General features: G+C 64.6%; 20 protein-coding genes. 9 read left to right on the forward strand and 11 right to left on the reverse strand.

The features are described 5' to 3' along the window. The first annotated feature begins 116 nt into the window (after positions 1–116). A complete protein-coding gene (locus tag BM374_RS02725; protein WP_092289021.1) occupies positions 117–3,626 on the forward strand; it encodes a PAS domain-containing hybrid sensor histidine kinase/response regulator in 3,510 nt (1,169 codons plus the stop codon). A 26-nt stretch (positions 3,627–3,652) separates the two neighbouring features. On the opposite strand, the gene BM374_RS02730 is transcribed toward BM374_RS02725, so the two are convergent. The 3 genes from BM374_RS02730 to BM374_RS02740 form a co-directional block, all read right to left on the reverse strand. Next, a complete protein-coding gene (locus BM374_RS02730) occupies positions 3,653–4,207 on the reverse strand; it encodes a cytochrome P460 family protein (protein ID WP_092289022.1) in 555 nt (184 codons plus the stop codon). 69 nt (positions 4,208–4,276) lie between these two features. Continuing rightward, a complete protein-coding gene (locus BM374_RS02735) occupies positions 4,277–5,308 on the reverse strand; it encodes an alpha/beta fold hydrolase (protein ID WP_092289023.1) in 1,032 nt (343 codons plus the stop codon). Between the two features lie 33 nt (positions 5,309–5,341). Further along, entirely contained in the window at positions 5,342–5,761 is a 420-nt protein-coding gene (locus BM374_RS02740; RefSeq protein ID WP_092290163.1) for an organic hydroperoxide resistance protein, read from the reverse strand. Positions 5,762–5,958: 197 nt separating this feature from the next. Here BM374_RS02740 and BM374_RS02745 point away from each other — a divergent pair, with 197 nt between their 5' ends. After that, complete coding sequence (locus BM374_RS02745; protein WP_092290165.1) at positions 5,959–8,790, forward strand: ATP-binding protein; 2,832 nt, start codon at positions 5,959–5,961, stop codon at positions 8,788–8,790. Between the two features lie 94 nt (positions 8,791–8,884). Here the strand turns inward: BM374_RS02745 and BM374_RS02750 are convergent, their stop codons facing one another. Continuing rightward, positions 8,885–9,556, reverse strand: a complete 672-nt coding sequence (locus BM374_RS02750; protein ID WP_092290167.1) for a response regulator — start codon at positions 9,554–9,556, stop codon at positions 8,885–8,887. 302 nt (positions 9,557–9,858) lie between these two features. On the opposite strand from BM374_RS02750, the gene BM374_RS02755 reads away from it, so the two are divergent. After that, on the forward strand, positions 9,859–11,487 hold the full coding sequence (locus tag BM374_RS02755) for an MFS transporter (protein WP_210188574.1): 1,629 nt from the start codon (positions 9,859–9,861) through the stop codon (positions 11,485–11,487). A gap of 74 nt (positions 11,488–11,561) precedes the next feature. Here the strand turns inward: BM374_RS02755 and BM374_RS02760 are convergent, their stop codons facing one another. After that, positions 11,562–12,047, reverse strand: a complete 486-nt coding sequence (locus BM374_RS02760; protein WP_092289025.1) for a secondary thiamine-phosphate synthase enzyme YjbQ — start codon at positions 12,045–12,047, stop codon at positions 11,562–11,564. Positions 12,048–12,074: 27 nt separating this feature from the next. Next, on the reverse strand, positions 12,075–12,608 hold the full coding sequence (locus BM374_RS02765) for a hypothetical protein (RefSeq protein WP_092290169.1): 534 nt from the start codon (positions 12,606–12,608) through the stop codon (positions 12,075–12,077). 387 nt (positions 12,609–12,995) lie between these two features. Here BM374_RS02765 and BM374_RS02770 point away from each other — a divergent pair, with 387 nt between their 5' ends. The 5 genes from BM374_RS02770 (at position 12,996) to BM374_RS02790 (ending at position 15,633) form a co-directional block, all read left to right on the forward strand. Beyond that, complete coding sequence (locus BM374_RS02770; RefSeq protein ID WP_092289026.1) at positions 12,996–13,370, forward strand: AtpZ/AtpI family protein; 375 nt, start codon at positions 12,996–12,998, stop codon at positions 13,368–13,370. A gap of 113 nt (positions 13,371–13,483) precedes the next feature. Continuing rightward, complete coding sequence (locus BM374_RS02775) at positions 13,484–14,233, forward strand: F0F1 ATP synthase subunit A (protein ID WP_092289027.1); 750 nt, start codon at positions 13,484–13,486, stop codon at positions 14,231–14,233. A gap of 53 nt (positions 14,234–14,286) precedes the next feature. Beyond that, positions 14,287–14,514 (forward strand): F0F1 ATP synthase subunit C, encoded by a 228-nt coding sequence (locus BM374_RS02780; RefSeq protein ID WP_092289028.1) that lies wholly within the window; start codon positions 14,287–14,289, stop codon positions 14,512–14,514. A gap of 61 nt (positions 14,515–14,575) precedes the next feature. Next, entirely contained in the window at positions 14,576–15,142 is a 567-nt protein-coding gene (locus tag BM374_RS02785) for a F0F1 ATP synthase subunit B (protein WP_092289029.1), read from the forward strand. 5 nt (positions 15,143–15,147) lie between these two features. Then, positions 15,148–15,633 (forward strand): F0F1 ATP synthase subunit B family protein, encoded by a 486-nt coding sequence (locus tag BM374_RS02790; RefSeq protein ID WP_092289030.1) that lies wholly within the window; start codon positions 15,148–15,150, stop codon positions 15,631–15,633. 197 nt (positions 15,634–15,830) lie between these two features. On the opposite strand, the gene BM374_RS02795 is transcribed toward BM374_RS02790, so the two are convergent. From BM374_RS02795 to BM374_RS02815, 5 genes are all read right to left on the reverse strand, one after another. Beyond that, on the reverse strand, positions 15,831–16,484 hold the full coding sequence (locus tag BM374_RS02795; protein WP_092290170.1) for a hypothetical protein: 654 nt from the start codon (positions 16,482–16,484) through the stop codon (positions 15,831–15,833). Between the two features lie 117 nt (positions 16,485–16,601). Beyond that, entirely contained in the window at positions 16,602–17,189 is a 588-nt protein-coding gene (locus BM374_RS02800; protein WP_063197874.1) for a GNAT family N-acetyltransferase, read from the reverse strand. 39 nt (positions 17,190–17,228) lie between these two features. Beyond that, on the reverse strand, positions 17,229–18,518 hold the full coding sequence (locus BM374_RS02805) for a M16 family metallopeptidase (RefSeq protein ID WP_092289031.1): 1,290 nt from the start codon (positions 18,516–18,518) through the stop codon (positions 17,229–17,231). Further along, positions 18,515–19,933, reverse strand: a complete 1,419-nt coding sequence (gene thrC / locus BM374_RS02810) for a threonine synthase (RefSeq protein ID WP_177248054.1) — start codon at positions 19,931–19,933, stop codon at positions 18,515–18,517. Before thrC ends, BM374_RS02805 begins: the two co-directional genes overlap by 4 nt. A 549-nt stretch (positions 19,934–20,482) precedes the next feature. After that, positions 20,483–21,127, reverse strand: a complete 645-nt coding sequence (locus BM374_RS02815) for a response regulator transcription factor (protein ID WP_092289033.1) — start codon at positions 21,125–21,127, stop codon at positions 20,483–20,485. An 86-nt stretch (positions 21,128–21,213) separates the two neighbouring features. Between BM374_RS02815 and BM374_RS02820 the strand changes: the two genes are divergently transcribed. Beyond that, entirely contained in the window at positions 21,214–22,554 is a 1,341-nt protein-coding gene (locus BM374_RS02820; protein WP_092289034.1) for a histidine kinase, read from the forward strand. Positions 22,555–22,565 lie beyond the last annotated feature (11 nt).

The following is a 22,565-nucleotide window of genomic DNA, read 5'->3' on the forward strand; positions in this document are numbered from 1 at the left end:
ACCCCGGTTCCCCCTCCCGCCTGCCATTTCGCTGTCGCCTCCACGCGGCCAACGCGCTAGATTTGCAGCGAAAATGAGAGCGGGCGCCTTTGCGCCCGGGGAGAAGCACGCTCGCCATGCTGCACGACTGGGGCGTGATCGCCGCCGCCTTCGGCTATATCGGCTTCCTGTTCCTGGTGGCGAGCCATGGCGACCGCCGCTCGCCGGCCGGCCCCGGCCGCGCGTCCGGGCTGATCTATCCGCTGTCGCTGGCGATCTACTGCACCTCCTGGACCTTCTTCGGCTCGGTGGGCTTTGCCACGCGCACCTCCACCGACTTCCTTGCGATCTATGTCGGCCCGATCCTGATGATCGGGCTTGGCGCCGGCGTGCTCCGCCGCGTGATCCAGCTTGCCAAAGCGCACAACATCACCTCGATCGCCGACTTCATCGGTGCGCGCTACGGCAAGAGCCAGGCGGTGGCGGCAACGGTGGCGCTGATCGCGATCATCGGATCGGTGCCCTACATCGCGCTCCAGCTCAAGGCGGTGGCGTCCTCGCTGGAAGTCATTCTGAGCGAGGACCAGGCGTTCTCGCACATTCCGATCCTCGGCGACATTGCGCTGATGGTCACCTTGGCGATGGCCGCCTTCGCGGTGCTGTTCGGCACGCGGCAGACCGACGCCACCGAGCATCAGCATGGGCTGATGCTGGCGGTTGCGACCGAGTCCATCATCAAGCTGGCTGCCTTCCTCACCGCCGGCATCTTCGTCACCTTCTGGATGTTCTCCCCGCACGAACTGATCGATCGCGCGATGAAGACGCCGGAGGCGGTGCGCGCCATCGATTATTCGCCGTCGATCGGCAATTTCCTGACCATGACGCTGCTGTCATTGTGCGCGATCATGCTGCTGCCGCGGCAGTTTCACGTCAGCGTGGTGGAGAATTCTTCGGACGCGGAAGTCAGCCGCGCGCGCTGGCTGTTCCCGCTCTATCTCGTCGCGATCAACCTGTTCGTGATCCCGATCGCGCTCGCCGGCCTCATCACTTTCCCGTTCGGCGCTGTCAATCCCGACATGTACGTGCTGGCGCTGCCGATGGAGGGGGGCGCGGGACTTCTCAGCGTCGCCGTCTTCGTGGGGGGCCTATCGGCAGCAACGGCGATGGTGATCGTCGAATGCGTCGCGCTCTCCATCATGGTCTCGAATGACCTCGTGGTGCCGCTGGTGCTGCAACGACGACCCGAGGGGCGCGCAGGCACCAACGACTTCGGCGACTTCCTGTTGCGCTCGCGGCGCCTCGCCATCTTCGCCATCATGGTGATGGCCTATTTCTACTATCGCGCGCTCGGCAATGCCCAGCTGGCAGCGATCGGCCTGCTCTCCTTTGCAGCCATCGCGCAGCTCGCGCCCGCTTTCTTCGGCGGCCTGCTGTGGCGGCGGGCGACCGCGCGCGGCGCCATCGGCGGCATGCTGGTCGGCTTCGCGGTGTGGCTCTACACGTTGTTCATACCGAGCTTCATGGATTCCTCGACGGCCGGAATTCTGCTGCTCCAGCACGGGCCATTCGGGATCGAGGCGCTGCGGCCGCAGGCGCTGTTCGGCGCCGATCTGTCGCCGCTGATGCATGGCGTGGTCTGGTCGCTCTCGCTCAACATTCTCACCTATGTGCTGCTGTCGCTGGCCCGGCAGCCCTCGTCCATCGAGCTTGTGCAGGCCGACCTGTTCGTGCCCAACACGCTGGCGCCGATCTCGCCGAGCTTGCGTCGCTGGCGCACCACGATCACGGTGCAGGACATCCAGGCCACGGTTGCGCAGTATCTCGGCCCGGATCGTGCGCGGCAATCGTTCGAGGCGTTCTCGGCCCACCGCAATATGCGGCTGGAGCCCGGAGCACCCGCCGATTTCGAGCTGCTGCAGCACGCCGAGCACCTGATCGCATCCTCGATCGGGGCTGCGTCCTCACGCCTCGTGATGTCACTGCTGCTGCGCAAGCGCACCGTATCCGCGAAGGCCGCGCTGAAGCTGCTCGACGATTCCCATGCAGCGCTCCACTTCAACCGCGAGATCCTCCAGACCGCGCTGAACCATGTTCGGCAGGGCATCGCGGTGTTCGACGCAGACCTGCAACTGATCTGCTCCAACAGGCAGTTCGGCGATCTGCTCAACGTGCCCCCGCACTTCATCCAGTTTGGCACGCCGCTCCGCGAGATCCTGGAATTCATGGGCGTGAGCGATCCCGCCGATCAGACCGATCGCGAGGCGATGATCGAGCAGCGGCTCGTGGCCTATACCACCGACAGCGAGCCTTATCTCGAACGCCTTCCCGAACGCCGCATGGTGATCGAAGTGCTCACCAACCGCATGCCCGGCGGCGGCTTCGTCATCACCTTCACCGACGTCACGCCGACTTTCGAAGCCGCGGAAGCGCTGGAGCGCGCCAACGCCACGCTGGAGAAGCGCGTGCGCGACCGCACCGAGGAACTGACCCGGCTGAACTCCGAGCTGGCGCTGGCCAAGAGCACCGCGGAGGACGCCAGCATCTCCAAGACCCGCTTCCTCGCGGCTGCCAGCCACGACATCCTCCAGCCGCTGAACGCGGCGCGGCTCTACGTCACGAGCCTGGTCGAGCGCCAGCACAATGGCGAGGAGACGCGGCTGGTCGAGAATATCGACGAGTCGCTGCAGGCCATCGAGGAGATCCTCGGCGCGCTCCTCGACATCTCCAGGCTCGATGCCGGCGCGATGACGACCTCGATCTCGAGCTTCAAGATGGCCGATCTGATGCGCTCGCTGGAGATCGAGTTCGCACCGATCGCGCGCGCCAAGGGCCTCGATCTCACCTTCGTGCCCTGCTCCCTGCCGGTCGCGTCGGATCGGCTGCTGCTGCGGCGGCTGTTGCAGAACCTGATTTCGAACGCGATCAAATACACCCCGCGCGGGCGCGTGCTGGTCGGCTGCCGCCGCCGCGGCGCCTCGCTCAATATCTGCGTCTATGACACCGGCGTCGGGATTCCCGCGGTCAAACGCAGCGAGATCTTCAAGGAATTCCACCGCCTCGAGCAGGGCGCGCGGATCGCGCGCGGGCTGGGATTGGGACTCTCGATCGTGGAGCGACTGGCGCGCGTGCTCGGCCACGACATCACCATCGACGCCAATGCCAGCGGCGGCTCGCTGTTCTCAGTGACCGTCCCGACGGCGAAGGCCGTGACGCTGACCGCCGCGGTGACCATCGCAACACCGCTGGCACGCACCTCGATCTCCGGCGCGCTGATCGTCTGCATCGAGAACGACGCCGCGATCCTCGACGGCATGCGGACGCTGCTCAAGGCCTGGGACGCCGAGGTGATCGCGGTTGCCGATCCCGAAGGCGCAATTACCGCCATCGAAGCCGCCGGCCGGCGCGTCACCGGGCTGCTGGTCGACTATCACCTCGACCGCGGCAACGGCATCGCCGCCATCCGCGACATCCGCCGCCGCTTCGGCGACGCCATTCCCGCCATCCTGATCACTGCCGATCGCAGCCCCGCGGTGCAAATGGCGGCGCGCGACGAAAAGATCGCGGTGCTGAACAAGCCGGTGAAGCCGGCCTCGCTGCGCGCCCTGCTGGGGCAGTGGCGGACCCAGCAGATGGTGGCAGCGGAATAAAGTAGCTGCGGACCGATCCTCCCATCTCAAGGCGCAAGCCGGGTGAACACGTAGTCATGTCCCCTGGCGCGGGCTTCATGGCAGGCAAAGCAGGTGCGGTGCTGCGCCTCATCCACCGGCTTGCCGTTGATGAAGCGCCCAAAGCCCCAGCCGCCGGTCGCGGCGTATTTCCTGGAATCCTTGACCATGACCTGGACCGTGGTGGCAGCACCGGGAATGGTCGCTGAGGCGAAGTCGGGAGACTGCACGCGCTTCCAGGCGCGCTTCACCAGAATGGTGCCATCGGGGAATGGCAGCTTGCCGTCCTGATAGGCATCGATTGCAACCTGGTTGCCGACGACCGCGCGCAGCTCATCCAGGGGCGCGGCCTCCTCGGCCGGCGCGATCAGCTCCCACTGCTTGTAGTTCACAGGGACCGTGACGCCGAAGATCGGCGAGGCGTCCGCCGTCACAGGATCTCCAGCGAGCGCGATCGAGACCAGATACGGCACGCATGTCAGGAGGGCGACGACAAGCAGGAACGCCACCGCGATGATCGTGGTGGGGAACGATTTTTTCGGTTCGGATTCGGGAGACGTCATGAGGATTCTTCTAGCTGGGATCGCGGGGTGCCTCGGCCCGGCGCGCGCCGGACCGAGGTGAACGAGCGCTCAGGCGCCGCCGTCGGCATCGATGACGGCCTTGGCAAAGGCCTGCGGAGCTTCCTGCGGCAGATTGTGACCGACCCCGCCGGTGATCAGGCGATAATCGTAGCGGCCGGAGAACTTCTTGGCATAGGCGCTGGAATCGGGATGCGGGGCACCGTTGGCATCGCCTTCCATGGTGATGGTGGGCACGTTGATGACCGGGCCGGAAGCGAGCTTCCTTTCGATCTCCTCGTACTTCGCCTCGCCCTTCACGAGCCCGAGCCGCCAGCGGTAATTGTGGATCGTGATCGCGACGTGATCCTTGTTCTCGAAAGCCTTCGCGCTGCGATCGAAAGTAGCGTCGTCGAACTTCCACTGCGGCGAGGCCAGCTTCCAGATCAGCTTTGCGAAATCATGGGTGTACTTGTCGTAGCCGGCGCGGCCGCGTTCGGTCGCGAAATAGAACTGATACCACCATTGCAACTCGGCCGAAGGCGGCAGCGGCGCGCTGCCTGCCGCCTGACTGGAGATCAGATAGCCGCTCACTGACACCAGGGCGCGGCAGCGCTCCGGCCACAGCGCGGCGATGATATCGGCGGTGCGCGCGCCCCAGTCGAAGCCGGCGACGACAGCCTTCTTGATGTCGAGCGCATCCATCAACGCGACGATATCGACGGCCAGCGCCGCCGGCTCGCCATTGCGCAGCGTCTCGCCGGAGAGGAACTGGGTCGAACCGTAGCCGCGCAAATAAGGAATGATGACGCGGTAGCCGGCCTGCGCCAGGATCGGCGCGACGTCGACGAAGCTGTGAATGTCGTAAGGCCAGCCGTGGAGCAGGATCGCCACCGGGCCTGTCGCGGGACCGGTTTCCGCGTAACCGACATCAAGCACGCCGGCTTTGATCTGCTTGATCGTGCCGAAGGAGGAGCTCGATGGAGAGGAGCGTACTGCCTCCGTTTCGGCACGTGCGAGGTCGATCACGCCGAGGCCGACGGCGACGGTGCCGGCTGCGACGCCGAGGAACTGGCGGCGATGCTGGTCGATCATCTGTGTCATTGTCCTGTTATCCTGTTGATCGTTGTTGAAGGGTCAGATCAGTTCGACTGTGACGTCGATATTGCCGCGAACAGCCTTGGAATAAGGACAGGTCCGGTGCGCCTCATCGATGAGATCGCGCGCGACGTCGCGGTCGAGGCCGGGCAGGCTGACGCCGAGGCGGGCTCTGAGCGCGTAGGCCCCCTCGTCGAGGACGAGGTCGATCTCCGCATCGATCGCGCTTTTGCTTGGAAGGTCGATTTTCCGCTTGCGCGCCGCGATCTCCATCGCGCCTTCGAAGCAGGCCGACCAACCGGCTGCGAACAATTGCTCGGGATTGGTGCCGACGCCGGCGCCACCCGGAGGCGACAGGCGCACATCGAGACGCCCGTCGGAGCTGCGGGACAGGCCGTCCTGACGGCCGCCACTGGTGTGGGTTCGTGCGGTGTAGAGCAGTTTTTCCGATTGCTTCATGAGTATCTCCTTGCCGTCGCGCAACTGAGTAGCAGGGAGCGTCGCAGCACACCCGTTTGGACTTGTGAGAAGTTGTGAGGGCGGCAGGGAACCGGCTTTCGAGATCCGCAAACATTTGCCTTATGCCGATGCAATACCGATCTTGCGGGATCGACGCCCGCTGGCTATCCGATGCTGCAAATGAGCAAGATTTCGTCATGACCGAGCCGGTCGGGCCCGCTGCCGCAACATTCTCGTTTGGACCATTCACGGTGACGCCACATGAAAGGCTGGTGACGCGCGACGGCGTCGTGCTGCCGATGGGCGCCAAGAGCTTCGATACGCTGATCGCGCTGATGTCGCGCCCCAACGAGGTCGTCAGCAAATCGGATCTGATGGGCCTGGTCTGGCCCGGCATGAGTGTCGAGGAAGCCAATCTGCGCTTCCACATCGCGGCGTTGCGGAAAGCGCTCGGCGACGGCAAGAACGGCGCCCGCTACATCACGACGCTGTCCGGCCGCGGCTACTGCTTCGTGGCGCCGATCTCGCACGCCGAGATTTCGACGCCGGCGCGCCCGGCATCCCGGGCTGAATTGCCGCCTGTCAAGCTGCCGAACCGGTTGCAGCGGATGGTCGGACGCGCCGATGCGATCGCGACCGTGTCGGACAAGCTCGTCACGTCCCGTTTCGTAACGATCGTAGGCCCCGGCGGCGTCGGCAAGACGGCCGTTGCAGTCGCGATCGCCCACGACCTGCTCGAGACGTTCTCCGACGCCGCACATTTCATCGATCTCGCGGCGCTCAGCGATCCCGATCTCGTGATCACCTCGCTCCTGCTGATGCTCGGCCTGCCGGCCCAAGCCGATGATCCGATGCCCGCGTTACTTGCACATCTGCAGGACAAGCGCATGTTGCTGATCCTGGACAATTGCGAGCATGTGATTGCCGCGGCTGCACCACTCGCCGCCGAAATTTTTCAGGCCGCGCCGCAGGTTCACGTCCTGGCGACGAGTCGAGAGGCGCTGCGCGTCGAGGGCGAGCAGGTCTACAGGTTGGCGCCGCTCGGCGTTCCCCCTGAAGATCGCGAACTGACGGCCGCAGTTGCGCGGACCTATCCCGCACTCGAACTCTTCCTCGAACGCGCCGCCGCCGGCGGCGCCCAGATTGCGCTCGACGATTCCAATGCCGTCATTGCCGCCAGAATCTGCCGCAAGCTCGATGGCATGGCGCTGGCGATCGAGCTCGCCGCCGGTCGCGTCGAAGCTTATGGCCTGGAGCAGACTGCGACGCTGCTTGACGAGCGTCTCAACCTGCTGTGGCAGGGACAGCGGACCGCGCCGCCGCGACAGCAGACGTTGCAGGCGACGTTGGACTGGAGCTACGGGCTGCTGTCCGAGCTCGAGCGCCTGGTGCTGCGCAGGCTTGCGGTTTTCGCCGGCCATTTCACCATCGACGCCGCGCTCGAGATCGTGCCCGACGAGCAGGTCGACCGCTCGCGTCTGTTCGACGCCATCGACAGCCTCCTCGCCAAATCGATGGTCGCCCCACGCCCCATCGGCGCCATGATGCGCTACCGCCTTCTCGACACAACGCGCGCTTATCTGCTCGCGATCGCCGACGACGGATCGGCGCTCGCCGCCCGCCACGCCACCTACTACCAGCGATGGCTGGAGCAAGCCGGCGCCACATGGGCGGCGCTGCCGAGTGCCGACGAGCGGGCCATCCACTTCTCGGCGCTTCACAACGTGCGCGCCGCGCTCGACTGGTGTTTTGGCCCGGACGGAAATGCGAGGATCGGCATTGCGCTCGCCGCTGCGGCGGCACCCATCTTCCTCGCGATGTCCCTGCTGATGGAATGCCGGCGCTGGTCGGAACGGGCGCTGCTGGCCATGGATCCCATCTCGCGGGGCAGCGCTGAAGAGATGCATCTGCAAGCCGCGCTCGGTTTGGCCTTGATGTTCACGCGCGGCGGCAGCGAAGCGGCACGCAATGCGCTGACCCGGGCGCTCGCCATTGCGAACGGGCTCGGCGATGCGCCAAACCAGCTTCAATTGCTCGGCCGGATGCACATCTTCCACGAGCGGATCGGTCAGTTCGAAGCCGCGCTCGGCCATGCGAAGCATGGTCTCGCCGTTGCGGAAACGCTGGGCGATCCCGCCTCGCTTGCTCTCGCCCAATCGCTGCTCGGGGTCTCCTTGCATCTCGGCGGCCAACATCGCGACGCCCTGAAGATGCTGGAGGCGGCCTGGCGCGGTCCCGGCACGGAGCGGATCAGCACGGTCTATGGTTTCGACCATCGCAACCGCGCCGGCATCTCGCTGGCGCGTGAATTGTGGCTGCAGGGCCGACCCGCGCAGGCGCGGCAACTGGCGCAACAGACCGTCGACGAGGCCGCGCAGATGGATCATCCCATCACGCTCTGCATCGCCCTGATCTGGGCGGTCTCGATCGATCTCTGGAACGGTGACCTCGATGCCGCTGACGAGCACATCGACCGCTTCATCGCTCACGCTGCGTCCCGCTCGATGGGGCCCTATCTCGCAGTCGGCAGAGGCGTCAAAGGCGAACTCGCAATCCGGCGCGGGGATGCGAAAAGCGGCGTCGAAACGGTCAGGCTCTCCCTGCAGGAGCTGCATGATGCCGGCTATGAGCTGCTCACCACGACGTTCAATATCGCGCTGATTGACGGCCTTCTGGCGCTCGGACAAATCGAGAGAAGCGCGGAGCTGATCGACGATGTGATCGGTCTCGTCGATCAGGGCGGCGATCGTTTGTACCGACCCGAGCTGCTGCGGATGAAGGGCAAGGTGTTGCTCTCCCAGCCGCAGCCGAATATCGAGCAGGCGGAGAGCTATTTCAGGGAGGCGCTGGAACTGAGCCGGCGCACGGGCGCGAAAGCCTGGGAGCTGCGCGCCGCGATCGATCTGGCAACGCTTGTCGCCGACGACGGGGAAGCGAAGCGATTGCTCCGGACGGCGCTCGAAGGCTTCGCCGAGGGCTCCGACACCACGGATATCAAAGCGGCTCGCGAGATCCTGGAGAACCTGTAGGTCTCTCGTCTCCGGACGCGCGGCAGCGTACAAGGCTGCTGCGCAGGGCCGGGACTCAGATGGCCACGTCGCACGCAAAGCCCTTGTGACTGGACTACCCCGTCGGGGCGCCCTGCTTCCACTGGCCGCCGGCGATCTTGGCGGCCGCGATCACCGCCTGGGTCCGGCTTTCGACCCCGAGCTTTTGCAGGATCGCCGAGACATGCGCCTTGATCGTCGCCTCGGAGACGCCGAGCTCGTAGGCGATCTGCTTGTTCAGCAGTCCCTCCGACAGCATCATCAACACCCGCACCTGCTGGGGCGTCAGCGTCACCAGGCGGTCGCGCAGCTTCGTCATGTCGGGGTCGGCGGCCGCCGTGAGGTCCGTGTCGGCGGGAACCCAGACGTCCCCCTCCATCACTTTGAGGATGGCATCGCGCAAGGTCTCGACGCCGAACCGCTTCGGAATGAAGCCCGAGGCGCCGAAATCGAGCGAGCGGCGAATCGTGGCGCTGTCGTCGGAGGCCGAGACGATCACCACCGGGATCGCCGGATATTGCGCGCGCAGATAGATCAGGCCGGAGAAGCCGGAGATACCCGGCATCGAGAGGTCGAGCAGGACCAGATCAACGTCGGAGGTCTGTTCCAACAGCTTGGTCAGATCCTCGAAAGAACCAGCCTCGTCAATCTTTGCCGTGCTCAGGACGCCCGCCACCGCCTGCCGCAACGCGTCACGGAACAGCGGATGGTCATCGGCAATGACGAGATGGGTGGAAGGAGCGTTCATCGGTCTCTTGCTGTCGTTCGTCACCGGGCCAGTAGTCCGGACCCGCGCAATGGTCAATTCTTCCCCGACCGGCCGTGGCATGCAAGGGCCCATTATTCCTTTGCGGAAAAAGGGGTTAATCCGCGCGCCGGGAGCGCGGCACGGCACTATAACTCCGCACCGTCAGTTGCGTGTCAGTGCGGAAGGCCGAAAGTCGTATTGGGGCAGGTTTCACGCCGATGTTACTTTGAGCGCAAGCCTAAATTGATCCGGCCGGTCCGGGCGCGCGGCTTTGCACTAACTCTGGGAGCGAAACGATGACAATGGCTGCCACAGCGGGCTCAGGGGTCCGCGCTGGGGGAATGACTGCCGAAGAGCGAAAGGTCATTTTCGCATCTTCGCTCGGTACCGTGTTCGAATGGTACGACTTCTACATCTACGGCACGCTGGGCGCCTTCCTGGCAAAATACTTCTTCTCGAACGTCCCGCCGAATGTCGGCTTCATCTTCGCGCTCCTCGCCTTTGCGGCAGGCTTCGCCGTCCGTCCGTTCGGTGCGCTGATCTTCGGCCGCCTCGGCGACATGATCGGCCGCAAGTACACTTTCCTCGTCACCATGACGCTGATGGGCATCGGCACGTTCTTCATCGGCCTGCTGCCGGGCTATGCAACCTGGGGGATCGCCGCGCCGATCGTGCTGATCGGCCTGCGCTTGATCCAGGGTCTCGCTCTTGGCGGTGAATATGGCGGCGCGGCGACCTACGTCGCGGAGCACGCCCCTCAGGGCAGGCGCGGCTACTACACCTCCTGGATTCAGACCACCGCGACGCTCGGCCTGTTCCTGGCGCTGCTGCTGATCCTCGGAATCCGGACTGTGATGGGCGAGGAATCGTTCGGCGATTGGGGCTGGCGCATTCCCTTCCTGCTGTCCGGCGTGCTGCTGGCGGTTTCGATCTGGATTCGCTTGAGCCTGAATGAATCGCCGGTCTTCCAACGCATGAAGGATGAGGGCAAGACCTCGAAGCGCCCGCTTACCGAAGCCTTCGGCGAATGGAACAATGCCAAGATCGCGATCCTGGCACTGCTTGGCGCAACCGCAGGCGAAGCGGTGGTGTGGTACGGCGGACAGTTCTACGCCCTGTTCTTCCTCACCCAGACGCTGAAGGTCCCGGCCGTCCCGTCGCAGATCATGATCGTGGTTGCGCTGGCATTGGGCACGCCCTTCTTCGTCATCTTCGGCATGCTGTCCGACAAGATCGGCCGCAAGCCGATCATCCTCGCCGGCTTCCTGCTGGCGATGGTGACCTACTTCCCGATCTTCAAGGGCATCACCCACTTTGCCAACCCGAAGCTGGAAGCCGCGCTGGCTTCCGCGCCGGTGACTGTCATCGCCGATCCCGGCGAATGCTCGTTCCAGTTCAAGGCGACGGGCACCGAGAAGTTCACCACCGGCTGCGACATCGCCAAGGCCGCGCTGGTGAACCTGTCGGTGAACTACCAGAACCAGGATGCGCCGAAGGGCACCCCGGCGACGGTCAAGATCGGCGAGCAGACGCTCACGGCCACGTCGGCGGATTTCGCCAAGGCGTTGCCGGCGGCGATCAAGACCCACGGCTATCCGGCCTCCGCCGATCCGAACGACATCAACTATGTCATGACGACGATCCTGCTCTGGGTCCTCGTGATTTACGTGACACTGGTCTACGCGCCGATCGCGGCCTGGCTGGTTGAGTTGTTCCCGAGCCGCATCCGCTACAGCGGCATGTCGCTGCCCTACCACATCGGTAACGGCTGGTTCGGCGGCTTCCTGCCGGCGACGGTGTTTGCGATCGTGGCCGCCACCGGGAACATCTATTCCGGCCTTTGGTATCCGGTCGCCATCGCGGCAATGAGCCTTGTGGTCGGCTTCCTGTTTCTGCCCGAGACCAAGGACGTCGACATCAAGCAGATCTAGTCGAGACTGGCCGGCGCCCAAGGCGCCCGGCCTCTCAGCAAGTCAAACCGGCCGCGGAGATTCCGCGGCCGGTTTCATTTTGGTGTCGCCTCGCCGCTGCCGATGAATTGCAGCACGACCTCGCGCCGGTGCGGGCGCGCGCGATGCTCGATCAGATAGATCGCCTGCCAGGTGCCGAGCGCGAGCTTGCCGCCCAGCACTGGCACGTGCAGCGAGGTCTGCGTCAGCATCGTCTTGATGTGCGCCGGCATGTCGTCCGGCCCTTCGGTGTCATGCGTCCAGGGCACGTTTTCAGGCGCAAGCCGCGCAAGCGCGGTGGTGAGATCGACGAGGACCGACGGATCGGCATTCTCCTGGATCGTCAGCGACGCCGAGGTGTGGCGGATGAACAGCGTCAATGCGCCCTCGCGCGCGCGAGTGTCAGCGACAAATTTCGCGACCTCGCCGGTAAGGTCGGTGAAGCCGCGCCCCTGTGTCTGCACCGTCAGCAGCGACGACACGATGAACGTGGCTTGCACCGACGATGGCGCCGAGCGTGTGATGGATCTGGCTGATGTCATCAAAGGTCTCTCGGCCGGTACGACAATTCAGATCTTGCCCGACACGTCCTTCTGCACGCGATTGGCCATGTCGATCAGCCGGCGCCACGCCTTTTCCAGGAACGACATTGCGCGGTCGAGGTCCTGGTCGCTCGGCAGCGGGATCTCGAGCTTGCGGTCACCCTCGGCGGACTTTGGATCTCGTGTTTGCGGCTCGGCCTTCTTCAGGGAATCGGATTTCGGCAGCGCCTCGTCGATCTTGCCCGATACGGACGGCCCGGCCGCGAGCTCTCCTTTGAGCTTCTCGACCTCGGCCTGGAGCCGACCGATCTCCGCATCGAGCGCGGAGCGTTCGTCGGGCACGGCATAGCAGGCCCAGCCGGCATCGTTCTTGGTGCAGGTCGAGACGGCGCCGGTGCGGGTGTCGAGCCGCAGCACGCCCTCCGGGATCGGCGTCATGCTGTAACGGCCGTTGTCGCCATCGGGCGCGGATTGCGCAGCAACCACGCCGCCGCTGGCCGCCGCCACGGCAACGATCGCCGCTGCAAGCCATGATGTTGTGGATGATTTCACAGGTCTCATCGCGCTCTCCGCCACGTCGAACGGGTGGCACGTCCGCTTCGAATGCTACACCCGGACTGGCGACGGCGCACCGCCGGTCAGCTGGAGCCGCCGCAAAAAACCGCAGCTGCGGAATCAACGGAAGTCACCGTCACTTTGATCCCGAAAGCTACGGCCAAATGTCGGCCATGTCGGCGGATCGCGCGCAAGGCTGCTGCGGTGCGGCGTCACGCTGTGTGCAGCGCTGGCGCACAAGGAAATATCTCCAATAAAATCAGCCACATAACAGAAGACGACGCGATCGTGACTTGGCTTGACTTGATTATGTGCGGTCAGTATGGTCCGCGCGGCTTTTGAGGGTGGCGGGCGTAATTTCCATTCAACCGCAGCGTTTCGGGTCTTCGTGGCATGGCTCAAGACACGGGACACGGCGAGAATGGAGATCGCGATAGATCGCCCGATGAAGCTGCGCTTTCCGAACGGCTCGGAAATCTTGATCAGCGGTTGTCCGAATTACGCGGCCGCCACGTCAAGACTGAGCAACCCGCAGGTGACGGTGGAGACGGAGCGGCCAGAGCCTCGGCGATGGCGCTTGGTTTTCGGTTATCCTCCGAGTTGATCGCCGGGGTCGTGGTCGGAGCGGGGATTGGCTGGGGTTTCGACCGCTTGCTGTCGACGTCGCCTTTCGGATTTATCGTGTTCACGCTGCTGGGCTTCGTGGCCGGCGTAGTGAATGTGGTGAGATCCGCGGGCGCGGGTCAGAACAGGCGCGGTGGTACTTGAGGCCGATCCGCACAGGAGAGGAGTGATCGCGCCGGCTTCGCCGGTGCGGGCCGGCCCGGCCGGCAGACCGAGACCAGCCGGCATTGCCCGGCAGACCAAGAGATGCCGCGCCGATGAAAATCGATCCGATCCACCAGTTCAACATCGAGCCTCTCTTCACGATCGGCCATATCGGCAATCACACGATCGCTTTCACCAATTCCTCGCTCTACATGCTGGTGGCGGTCGCCATCATTTCGATCCTGATGCTGGCCAGCGGCAGCCAGCTCGTTCCCGGCCGCCTGCAGTCGGTCGCTGAAATCTCCTACGAATTCGTCGCCTCGACGATCCGTTCGACGGCCGGCGCGGAAGGCATGAAGTTCTTCCCGCTGGTGTTCTCGCTGTTCATGTTCCTCTGCGTCTCGAACCTCGTCGGCGTCATCCCCTATACCTTCACGATCTCGAGCCATCTGATCGTGACCGTGGCGCTGGCGCTGCTGGTCTTCTTCACGGTGCTGATCTACGGCGTCGCCAAGAACGGCCTGAAGTTCTTCAAGATTTTCGTTCCCCACGGCGTCCCCGGCTACATCCTGCCGCTGGTCATGTTCATCGAGGTCCTGTCGTTCTTCCTGCGGCCGGTCTCGCACAGCGTCCGTCTGTTCGCCAACATGCTGGCTGGCCACATCGCGCTGAAGGTGTTCGCGGGCTTCGTCGCCATGCTCGGCTTCTCGCTCGGCGCCATCGGCTGGGTCGGCGGCGTGCTGCCGCTGGCGCTCACGATCTCGCTGTACGCTCTCGAGATTCTGGTCGCGTTCCTGCAAGCCTATGTGTTTGCGATCCTGACCTGCATCTACCTCAACGACGCCATTCATCCGGGACACTGAGCGGTCCGGGGAATTTCCACCCACAACCCTATCTTTCTTTCAAGGAGTCTAAAATGGACGCGACAGCAGCAAAACTCATCGGCGCGGGCATCGCGTGCATCGGCATGGGCGGTGCGGGCGTCGGCGTGGGCGTGATCTTCGGCAACTACCTCGCCGCAGCGGTCCGTAACCCCTCGGCCGCGCAGGGCCAGTTCGGCAACCTGATCTTCGGCTTCGCCGTGACCGAAGCGCTCGGCATCTTCTCGCTGCTGATCGCGCTGCTTCTGCTGTTCGTTTTCTAAGGAACGACTTCTTTCGCGCCGCTTCATCCGAAGCGGCGCGTGACAGCAACAGGAGTACTCCATGGCCGAGAGTCATGGCGAGGCGAAAGGTCCTGAGACCGGCGCCCACACCGAAGCCGACGGCGGACATCACAGCGGCGCGTTTCCGCCGTTCGAGAGCAGCACCTTCGCTTCGCAGCTGGTGTCGCTCGCGATCTTCTTCGTCGTGCTTTACGTGATCGTGTCCAAGCTCGCTCTGCCGAAGGTCGGCGGTGCGATCGAGGCGCGTCAGAACAAGATCGAGGGCGACCTTGCCGAGGCGCAGAAGCTGAAGGATCAGTCCGAAGCGGCGCTGAAGGCCTATGAAGGCGAACTCGCTTCGGCGCGTTCGCGTGCTCAGGCGATCGGCAACGAATCCCGCGACAAGGCGAATGCGCAGGCGGAAGCCGAGCGCAAGGCGCTGGAAGAGCAGCTGGCAACCAAGCTCGCCGAGGCGGAGAAGACCATCGCCTCGACCCGCACGGCTGCCATGAGCAATGTCCGCGGCATTGCGGCCGATGCGGCTGGCACCATCGTGCAGCAGCTCACCGGTGTCGTTCCGGATGCGGCGTCGGTCAGTGCTGCCGTTGATGCGTCCTTGAAGGGTTAGTCGACATGTTCTTCGATCCTGAAACCTGGGTCGCCATCGCCTTCGTCGTCCTGATGGTCGTGTTCGGCTATCTCGGAGTCTTCAAGAAGGCAGTGGCTGCGCTCGACCATCGTGCCGAGCGCATCAAGGCCGAGCTCGACGACGCGACGCGCCTCAAGCAGGAAGCCGCCAAGGTGCTCGCGGACTACAAGGCGCGCAGCGCCGCGGCCGAACGCGAAGCCGCCGACATCATCGCCAACGCCAAATCCGAAGCCGAGCGCATCGCGACCGAGGCCAAGGCGAAGATGGAAGACTTCGTCGCCCGCCGCACCAAGACCGCGGAGAGCAAGATCGCGCTCGCCGAGGCCCAGGCGCTGGCTGACGTCCGTGCCGCAGCCGCCGAAGCTGCCGTTCAGGCCGCCTCTACGATCCTGTCGCAGTCGGTCAAGGGCCCGGTCGCCGACGATCTGCTCGCCAAGGGCATCACCGAGGTTCGGCAGAAGCTGAACTGAGGGATTTCGCCTCACGAATCAAACAGCCGGCGCGATGAGCGCCGGCTTTTTTTTTGGGCAACGGACCCGTTGTCCCGGACGCGGCGCAGCGTGTAACGCTGCTCCCAGAGCCGGGACCCATGGATCCACGGCTTCTGGACCCCGGCTCTGCGCCGCACCGCTTACGCGCTGCGTCGCGTCCGGGGCACGACCCCGCCCTACTTCTTCTTCCGCGCCTTCTTCGGCTCCGGCGACAGCGCCTGCGGGTCGAAGCCGACATAAAAGATGTAGGAATCGGCGACTGCCGCCGAGGGCACCGGATAGACGAGATCTTCGGCAACGAAGCTGAAAGGCACACTGCCGGCCTCCGACATCTCGACCGTGGTCCGGTAGGCCTTCGATGTGATCACTTTCTCGCCAACGCCGCCCTGCACCACCGCGATGCGCAGGGGGACCTCGACCGTGGAAGGCGCACCGGCGGGGCCTGCGATGACCCGCCCCTGAATGCCGATGCGCGCGGTGATCTCGCCGCCATTTCGAATGCATTCACGCGCCATCTTGCTGATCGAGGCCTGGAAGCGGACGTCGTTGCCGACGGCGGGCTTGCCGGTCGCTCCGACACCATAGGTGGACGCACCGGCGCGCACCGTGACCTGCGGGCAATCGATGTCGTCATCGGCCTGAGGCGCGCCCGGTGCAGGCGCCGGCTTGGGCTGGGCAGGCTCGTCGGAACTGCCGCCGAACAGGCTCTTGAAGCGGTCCGTCAATGACTGTGCCGCGACCGGCGAGACAGTCGCAGACAACACCGACAGCGCCAGCGCGATCACCGGACCCCGCCGCAGCGCATTCCGCAATGATCGAAGCTCATTCATGAACGGCAGCACTCCATCGCAACATTCCGGCCGATCGGCCGGCCTGCGGGTTATATCGCCAAAATCGGCGATCCCAAGGCAGCAAAAAGTGGTGATCCCCTCGCGCAGCGCCCCGGCTCAGCCGCGAAAATCCTCGTGCAGCAGGCCGAACAGCAGATGATCCTGCCAGATGCCGTTGATGCAGAGATAACGGCGCGCCAGCCCTTCGCGTGAGAAGCCGCACTTCTCCAGCACCCGGATCGACGGTGCATTGGTGGGGATGCAGGCGGCCTCAACCCGGTGCAGATTGAGTTCGCCGAACAGCGTCGGCAACAGCACTCGCAACGCCGCCGTCATGTAGCCGCGATGAGCATGGGGCTGGCCGACCCAATAGCCGATGGTGCCGGCCTGGACGATGCCGCGACGGACATTGGCGAGCGTGATGCCGCCGACCATGGCGCCGTCGAGTTCACGGAAGATCAAGAACGGATAGGAGCGGTCCGCGGCGATGTCCTCGGAATAGCGGCGCAGGCGGCGGCGGAAGCCGGACCGCGTCAGATCATCCGATGGCCAGATCGGCTCCCACGGCGTCAGGTAATCGCGGCTGGTCTCGCGCAAGTGCGCCCATTGCAGAAAGTCCGACATCTGCGGCGCGCGCAGCAGCAGCCCGTTGCCGCGGGGGGCGAGGGCAGCAGGTCCACTGGACGGCAGGCGAAAGAGAGCCATGGTGATGCTTCCCGGGGCGGGCGGTCCGTGGCGCGGCTCCTAATGCAGCCGCGCCTTGGCGCGCGCCCGGGTCAATCCTTCCGCAAAAGACACCGCCGTGTCCAGACCCCTGCCGCTGCCCAATGCGACAACCGCAGGCCGGCTGCGCGAAAGCAGTGCACGCGCCGCATCACGGGTCGATTCGATGCTGACGGCGTCGATCCGGGCCACCAGTTCCTGCACCGTCTGCGGTCTTCCATAGGCCAGCACGTGCCGGGCGAGCTGTTCGGCGCGGGACGAGCAGCTCTCCAGCGCCATCAACAGACCTGCCTTCATCTGCGCCTTGGCGCGGGCGATCTCGGCCTCGGTCAGCGTCTCCACAGAATCGTTCATGATGTCGACCACCACCTCCATCATCTCCGGCGCATCGGCCGGATCGGTGCCGGTGTAGAGGCCGAAGAAGCCGGTATCGCTATAGGGCGCGTGGAAAGTGTAGATCGAGTAGCAGAGGCCGCGCTTCTCGCGCACCTCCTGGAACAGCCGCGACGACATTCCGCCGCCGAGGATGTTGGTGAAGACCTGGAGCGAGAACAGCGACAAATCGGTCTGCGGTACGCCCTCCAACGCGAGCGTCAGATGCGCTTGTTCGAGCTCGCGATGCACGACCTTGGCGCCGCCCTTGCCGAACTGGGCGGCCTGCGGCTTCGGTCCCGGCGCCGCCTCGAAGCTGGCAAAGCGCTTCTCGGCCTCGGCGACGACCTGGCTGTGGTCGACGGCTCCGGCGGCCGCCACCACCATGTCGGGGCCGCGATAATGCGTCGAGAGATAGTTGCGCAGCGAGTCGCGGTTGAAGCTTTTCAGCGTCTTGGCGGTGCCGAGCAGCGAGCGTCCCATCGGCTGTTCGGGATAGCAGAGCTCGTTGAGATGCTCGAACACGACGTCATCGGGCGTGTCCTGGGCCGCGCCGATCTCCTGCACGATGACGTTCTTCTCGCGCTCGAGCTCGTCCGGCTCGAAGGCGGGATTGGCCAGGATGTCGGCGAGCACGTCGAGCGCCAGCGGCACGTCGGCCTTCATCACGCGGGCATAATAGGACGTCGTCTCGGTCGAGGTGCCGGCATTGAGGTCGCCGCCGACCGCCTCGATTTCCTCGACGATCTCGCGTGACGAGCGCCCGGTTGTCCCCTTGAATGCCATGTGTTCGAGCAGATGCGAGATACCATGCTCGTTCGGCTTCTCGTCGCGGCCGCCGACGCCGGCCCAGACGCCGAGCGCGGCGGTCTCGAGGTGCGGCATGTTGTCCGTGACGACGGTCAGGCCGGAGGCAAGCTTGGATATCTCGACGCTCATCCGGCAACTCCCTGTCTTGCGGCGCGGCTGACCGACAGCACGAACCGCTCCACCTCGGACTGATCGTTCTTCATCACCGTCATGTGCTCGGACTTGGTCATGAGACCGTCGAGCCAGGCCGGCAGTTGCGGCCGTTGGCCGCAAGCCGACTCCACGGCGCCAGGGAATTTGGCCGGGTGCGCGGTGGAGAGCACGATGTTCGGCACAGTCGTATCCGTGGTGTCGCGGTCGGCGACCGCGAGCGCCACCGCGGTGTGCGGATCGACGAGTTCGCCGGCCTCGCGCCAGGCGGCGCGGATCGCGGCCGCGGTTTCGGTCTCGTCGGCGCGGCCGGCGTCGAACTCTTCGCGGATCGCAGCCAGCGTCGCATCCGGCAGCACGAAGCGGCCCGATTGCTTGAGCTGCTCCATCAGCCGGCGCACCGCGGGCGCATCGCGCCGGCTCGCTTCGAACAGCAGCCGCTCGAAATTCGAGGAGATCTGGATGTCCATCGACGGCGAGGCGGTGGCGTGCACCCCGCGCACCTCGTAGATGCCGGTCTTGAGCGTGCGCGCGAGGATGTCATTGACATTGGCGGCGATGCGCAGCGTCCGGACGGGGAGACCCATGCGCTTGGCGACGTAGCCTGCAAAAATATCGCCGAAATTGCCTGTTGGCACGATGAAGTCCACCGCACGCCCCGGTGCGCCGGCCGCGACTGCGGAGGTGAAATAGTAGACCACCTGCGCGACGATGCGGGCCCAGTTGATGGAATTGACGCCGGACAGCGAGGTCGCGTCTCGGAAGCGATGGTTGTTGAACATCCCCTTCACGAGCGCCTGGCAGTCGTCGAAATTACCCTCAATGGCGAGCGCGTGGACATTGGCCGCGCCCGTGGTCGTCATCATCCGTTGCTGCACCTCGGAGATGCGCTTGTGCGGAAACAGCACGATGAGGTCGACGTTCTCCAAGCCAGCGAAGGCTTCGACCGCGGCGCCACCGGTGTCACCTGACGTCGCGACCACGATGGTGGTGCGCTGGCCGCGCTTGGCCAGCACATGATCCATCAGCCGCGAGATCAGCTGCATCGCCACGTCCTTGAAGGCGAGCGTCGGACCGTGAAACAGCTCCAGCACGAATTGGTGCGGCGACATCTGGCGCAGCGGTACCACCGCCGGATGACGGAAGGTGGCGTAGGCCTCGTTCGCCATGCGGCCGAGCTCGGCGTCCGAAATCTCGCCGCCGACGAACGGCCGGATGACATCGACTGCGACTTCCCAATAGGGACGACCAAAGAAGCCGGCAATGGTCTCGCGTGAGAGCTGTGGCCAGGTCACCGGCACATACAGGCCGCCGTCGCGGGCAAGCCCGGTCAGCATCACGTCGCAAAAGCCAAGCTCAGGGGCCTCGCCCCGGGTCGAGATGTAACGAGTCAAACTACCCTCCAAAGGCCGGCCCGATCTGAATCTGGACCCCAAGCCTTTGATTTTACAATGTTCCTAGTTCGCCATCGGAGGCGCTGCGGGCACCATAGAGTGTTTTGCGGCATCGGGAAACCGCTTCCCGGCAGCAAGCAGGCCCAACAAAAAGGGCTGCGGCGATGCCGCAGCCCTCTCTTGGAAGGTCTGTCGTTGATGTGTGCAGACCCGGTTTTCCGCGTCGGGGCACCTGCCCCGAAAATCGTTGGTTCGAGCTATCGTCGCCCGTCACGAGATCGTCAAGACCAAAAACGGCGCGCGTCTTCAAATGTTCCAGACTTTCCCGAGACGGCTTGGCAAGGTCGGGCGCCAAACTGGCCGCCGCGTGGCCTCAATGCCGCGTTTTCCCAAGCCAACGACATTGAACGGGGTACGAACGGTTCGTCGGCCGATCGGGTCGGCGGATCAGATCAGCCGCCGTCCCTGCATTGCCCGCACAAGCGGTAGCGTCGATCCGGCGGCCGAGCCGGCTGCATCCTGGAGCAGCCCGGCTCGGTCCTGACGAGGTCAGTTCATGCCGATTTCGACCGCGATCCGGATCAGGTCGGAATGGTTCTTGGCCCCTAACTTCTGCTTGAGCAGCGATGTGGTGTTGGCGACCGTCTTGTAGGAAATGCCGAGCGCCCCGGCGACCTCGACGATCTTGTTGCCGCGCCCGAGCAGGCGGAGAATTTCGAGCTCCCGCGGCGTCATCTGCGAGGCCGGATTGGCCTTGATCGCAGCGCCGGAGAACGTCACGGCCTCGGCAAGCTGCGGCGAGATGAAATTGTCGCCGGCAACCACCCTGCGCACGGCCTTGAGCAGGATGCGGGGATCGTCCCCCTTGGAGACGTAGCCCTGCGCCCCGAGCTCCACTGCGCGCACCACGAAGGCCGGATCATCGTTCATGCTGAACATGATGATCTTGGCGTCCGGGTCGTCCTTGCGGATCCGCCGCATCAGTTCGAAGCCGGAGAGATCGGGCAGGCTGATGTCGATCACGGTCACGTCGGGGCGCTTGCTGATATAGGCCCGGTGTCCGGATTTGGCATCGCTCGCCTCGTCGATCCGGATCGAATGGTCGGACGCAAACAGGGTGCGACACCCCGACAGCACCACGGGATGATCGTCGACGATGAGAACCTTGGTCGCCGGTTTGGCGGTATCTTGCATTGCGCGCTCTCTGTTTGTTCGACTCATAGACCGGCAGGAACAAATGGAAAGAGAAAATTCCGCCGATGCACGTTAGAATTGGCCTAATGTGGCAACGGCTCTCATTCAGGACTCAACTGTTTCTCCCGCTCGGCCTGAGCTTCGTCGCCGCGCTGGTCCTGAGTGGCGTGCTGTTCCAGGCCTTTGCGACCGGTCAGCTGGCCGAGGAGAGCGAGCCAGGTCGACGCTCGACTCAGACGATCGCCGTCGCACTCAACAACGCGCTCGGCGCCTCGGACAATCCAAGGAAGGTGCTGGACGCGTTCGTCCAATCCCTGGATCCCACCTCAGATATTCAATTCCGGCCAGTGGAAGCGGGTCCTGTGCTCGCCGCGAAGGAGGGCCTGCGGGATGTGCATGGCGTGCCGCGATGGTTCGTGGACCTGATCGCCCTTCCAGACGTGGGCGCGGCATCTCCCGTCATGATCGAGGGCAGGCATGTCGGCGACATTGTGTTCATGCCCGACCTCTCCGCCGACCTGTTCGAGAAATGGATCGGCTTTGTGTCGCTGGTGAGCCTCGCCGCCGTGCTGATGGTGCTCACCGGATTGATCGCCTATTTCTTTGCAGGTGCCGCGCTTCGGCCGCTGCAAAACCTCGGCGCCGGCCTGACCCGAATCCGGCGCGGCGATTATGCAACGCCGATTCCGGTCGCAGGTCCGCCCGAAATCCGACAAAGCTGCGAGGAGGCCAATGCGCTGGCAACCACGCTCGCGCAACTCAGTCGGGACAATCGCGATCTCTTGCACCGGCTGGTGTCGCTCCAGGATGATGAGCGGCGCGATCTTGCCCGCGAGCTGCATGACGAGCTCGGCCCGCTGTTGTTCAGCATCCGCGCCGGCACGATCGCGCTGGGCGAAGCTTCACCGCAGGCGGGACATCTCGGCAATTCCATGCAGGAGGTGATACGCTCGGTCGAGGCGCTCCAGCAGACCAATCGCCGCATCCTCGACCGGCTGCGGCCGCTCTACATCGAGGAGCTGGGATTGGAGGGCAGCGTCCGGGCGCTGCTCGAGAATTTTCGCAGGCAGGCGCCGCATATCGGCCTCACCGCGACAATCGATCCTGGCCTCAACGGGGTCGACGGGCCACGGGCCCAAACCGTCTACCGCGTGATCCAGGAGGCGTTGACCAACGTGCTGCGCCACGCCGGAGCACGCAATGCCCACGTGGAGGCGGCGATAGCAGGCGATGCGCTCAGCATCGAAGTCTCCGATGACGGCGGCGGCTTTCCTGCCGACAATGTCTTCGGCCGCGGCCTGACCGGCATGCATGAACGCGTGCGCGCGCTCAGCGGATCGCTGTCACTTCTGCGTGCGAACGATCGAACCTATGTTCGCTGTCGTCTGCCGATGGAAACGGTGCGAGACGGGCAGGCATCAACCTAAAGCCCATTCCG

This window comes from Bradyrhizobium sp. Ghvi, assembly GCF_900115265.1.
Lineage (GTDB): Bacteria > Pseudomonadota > Alphaproteobacteria > Rhizobiales > Xanthobacteraceae > Bradyrhizobium.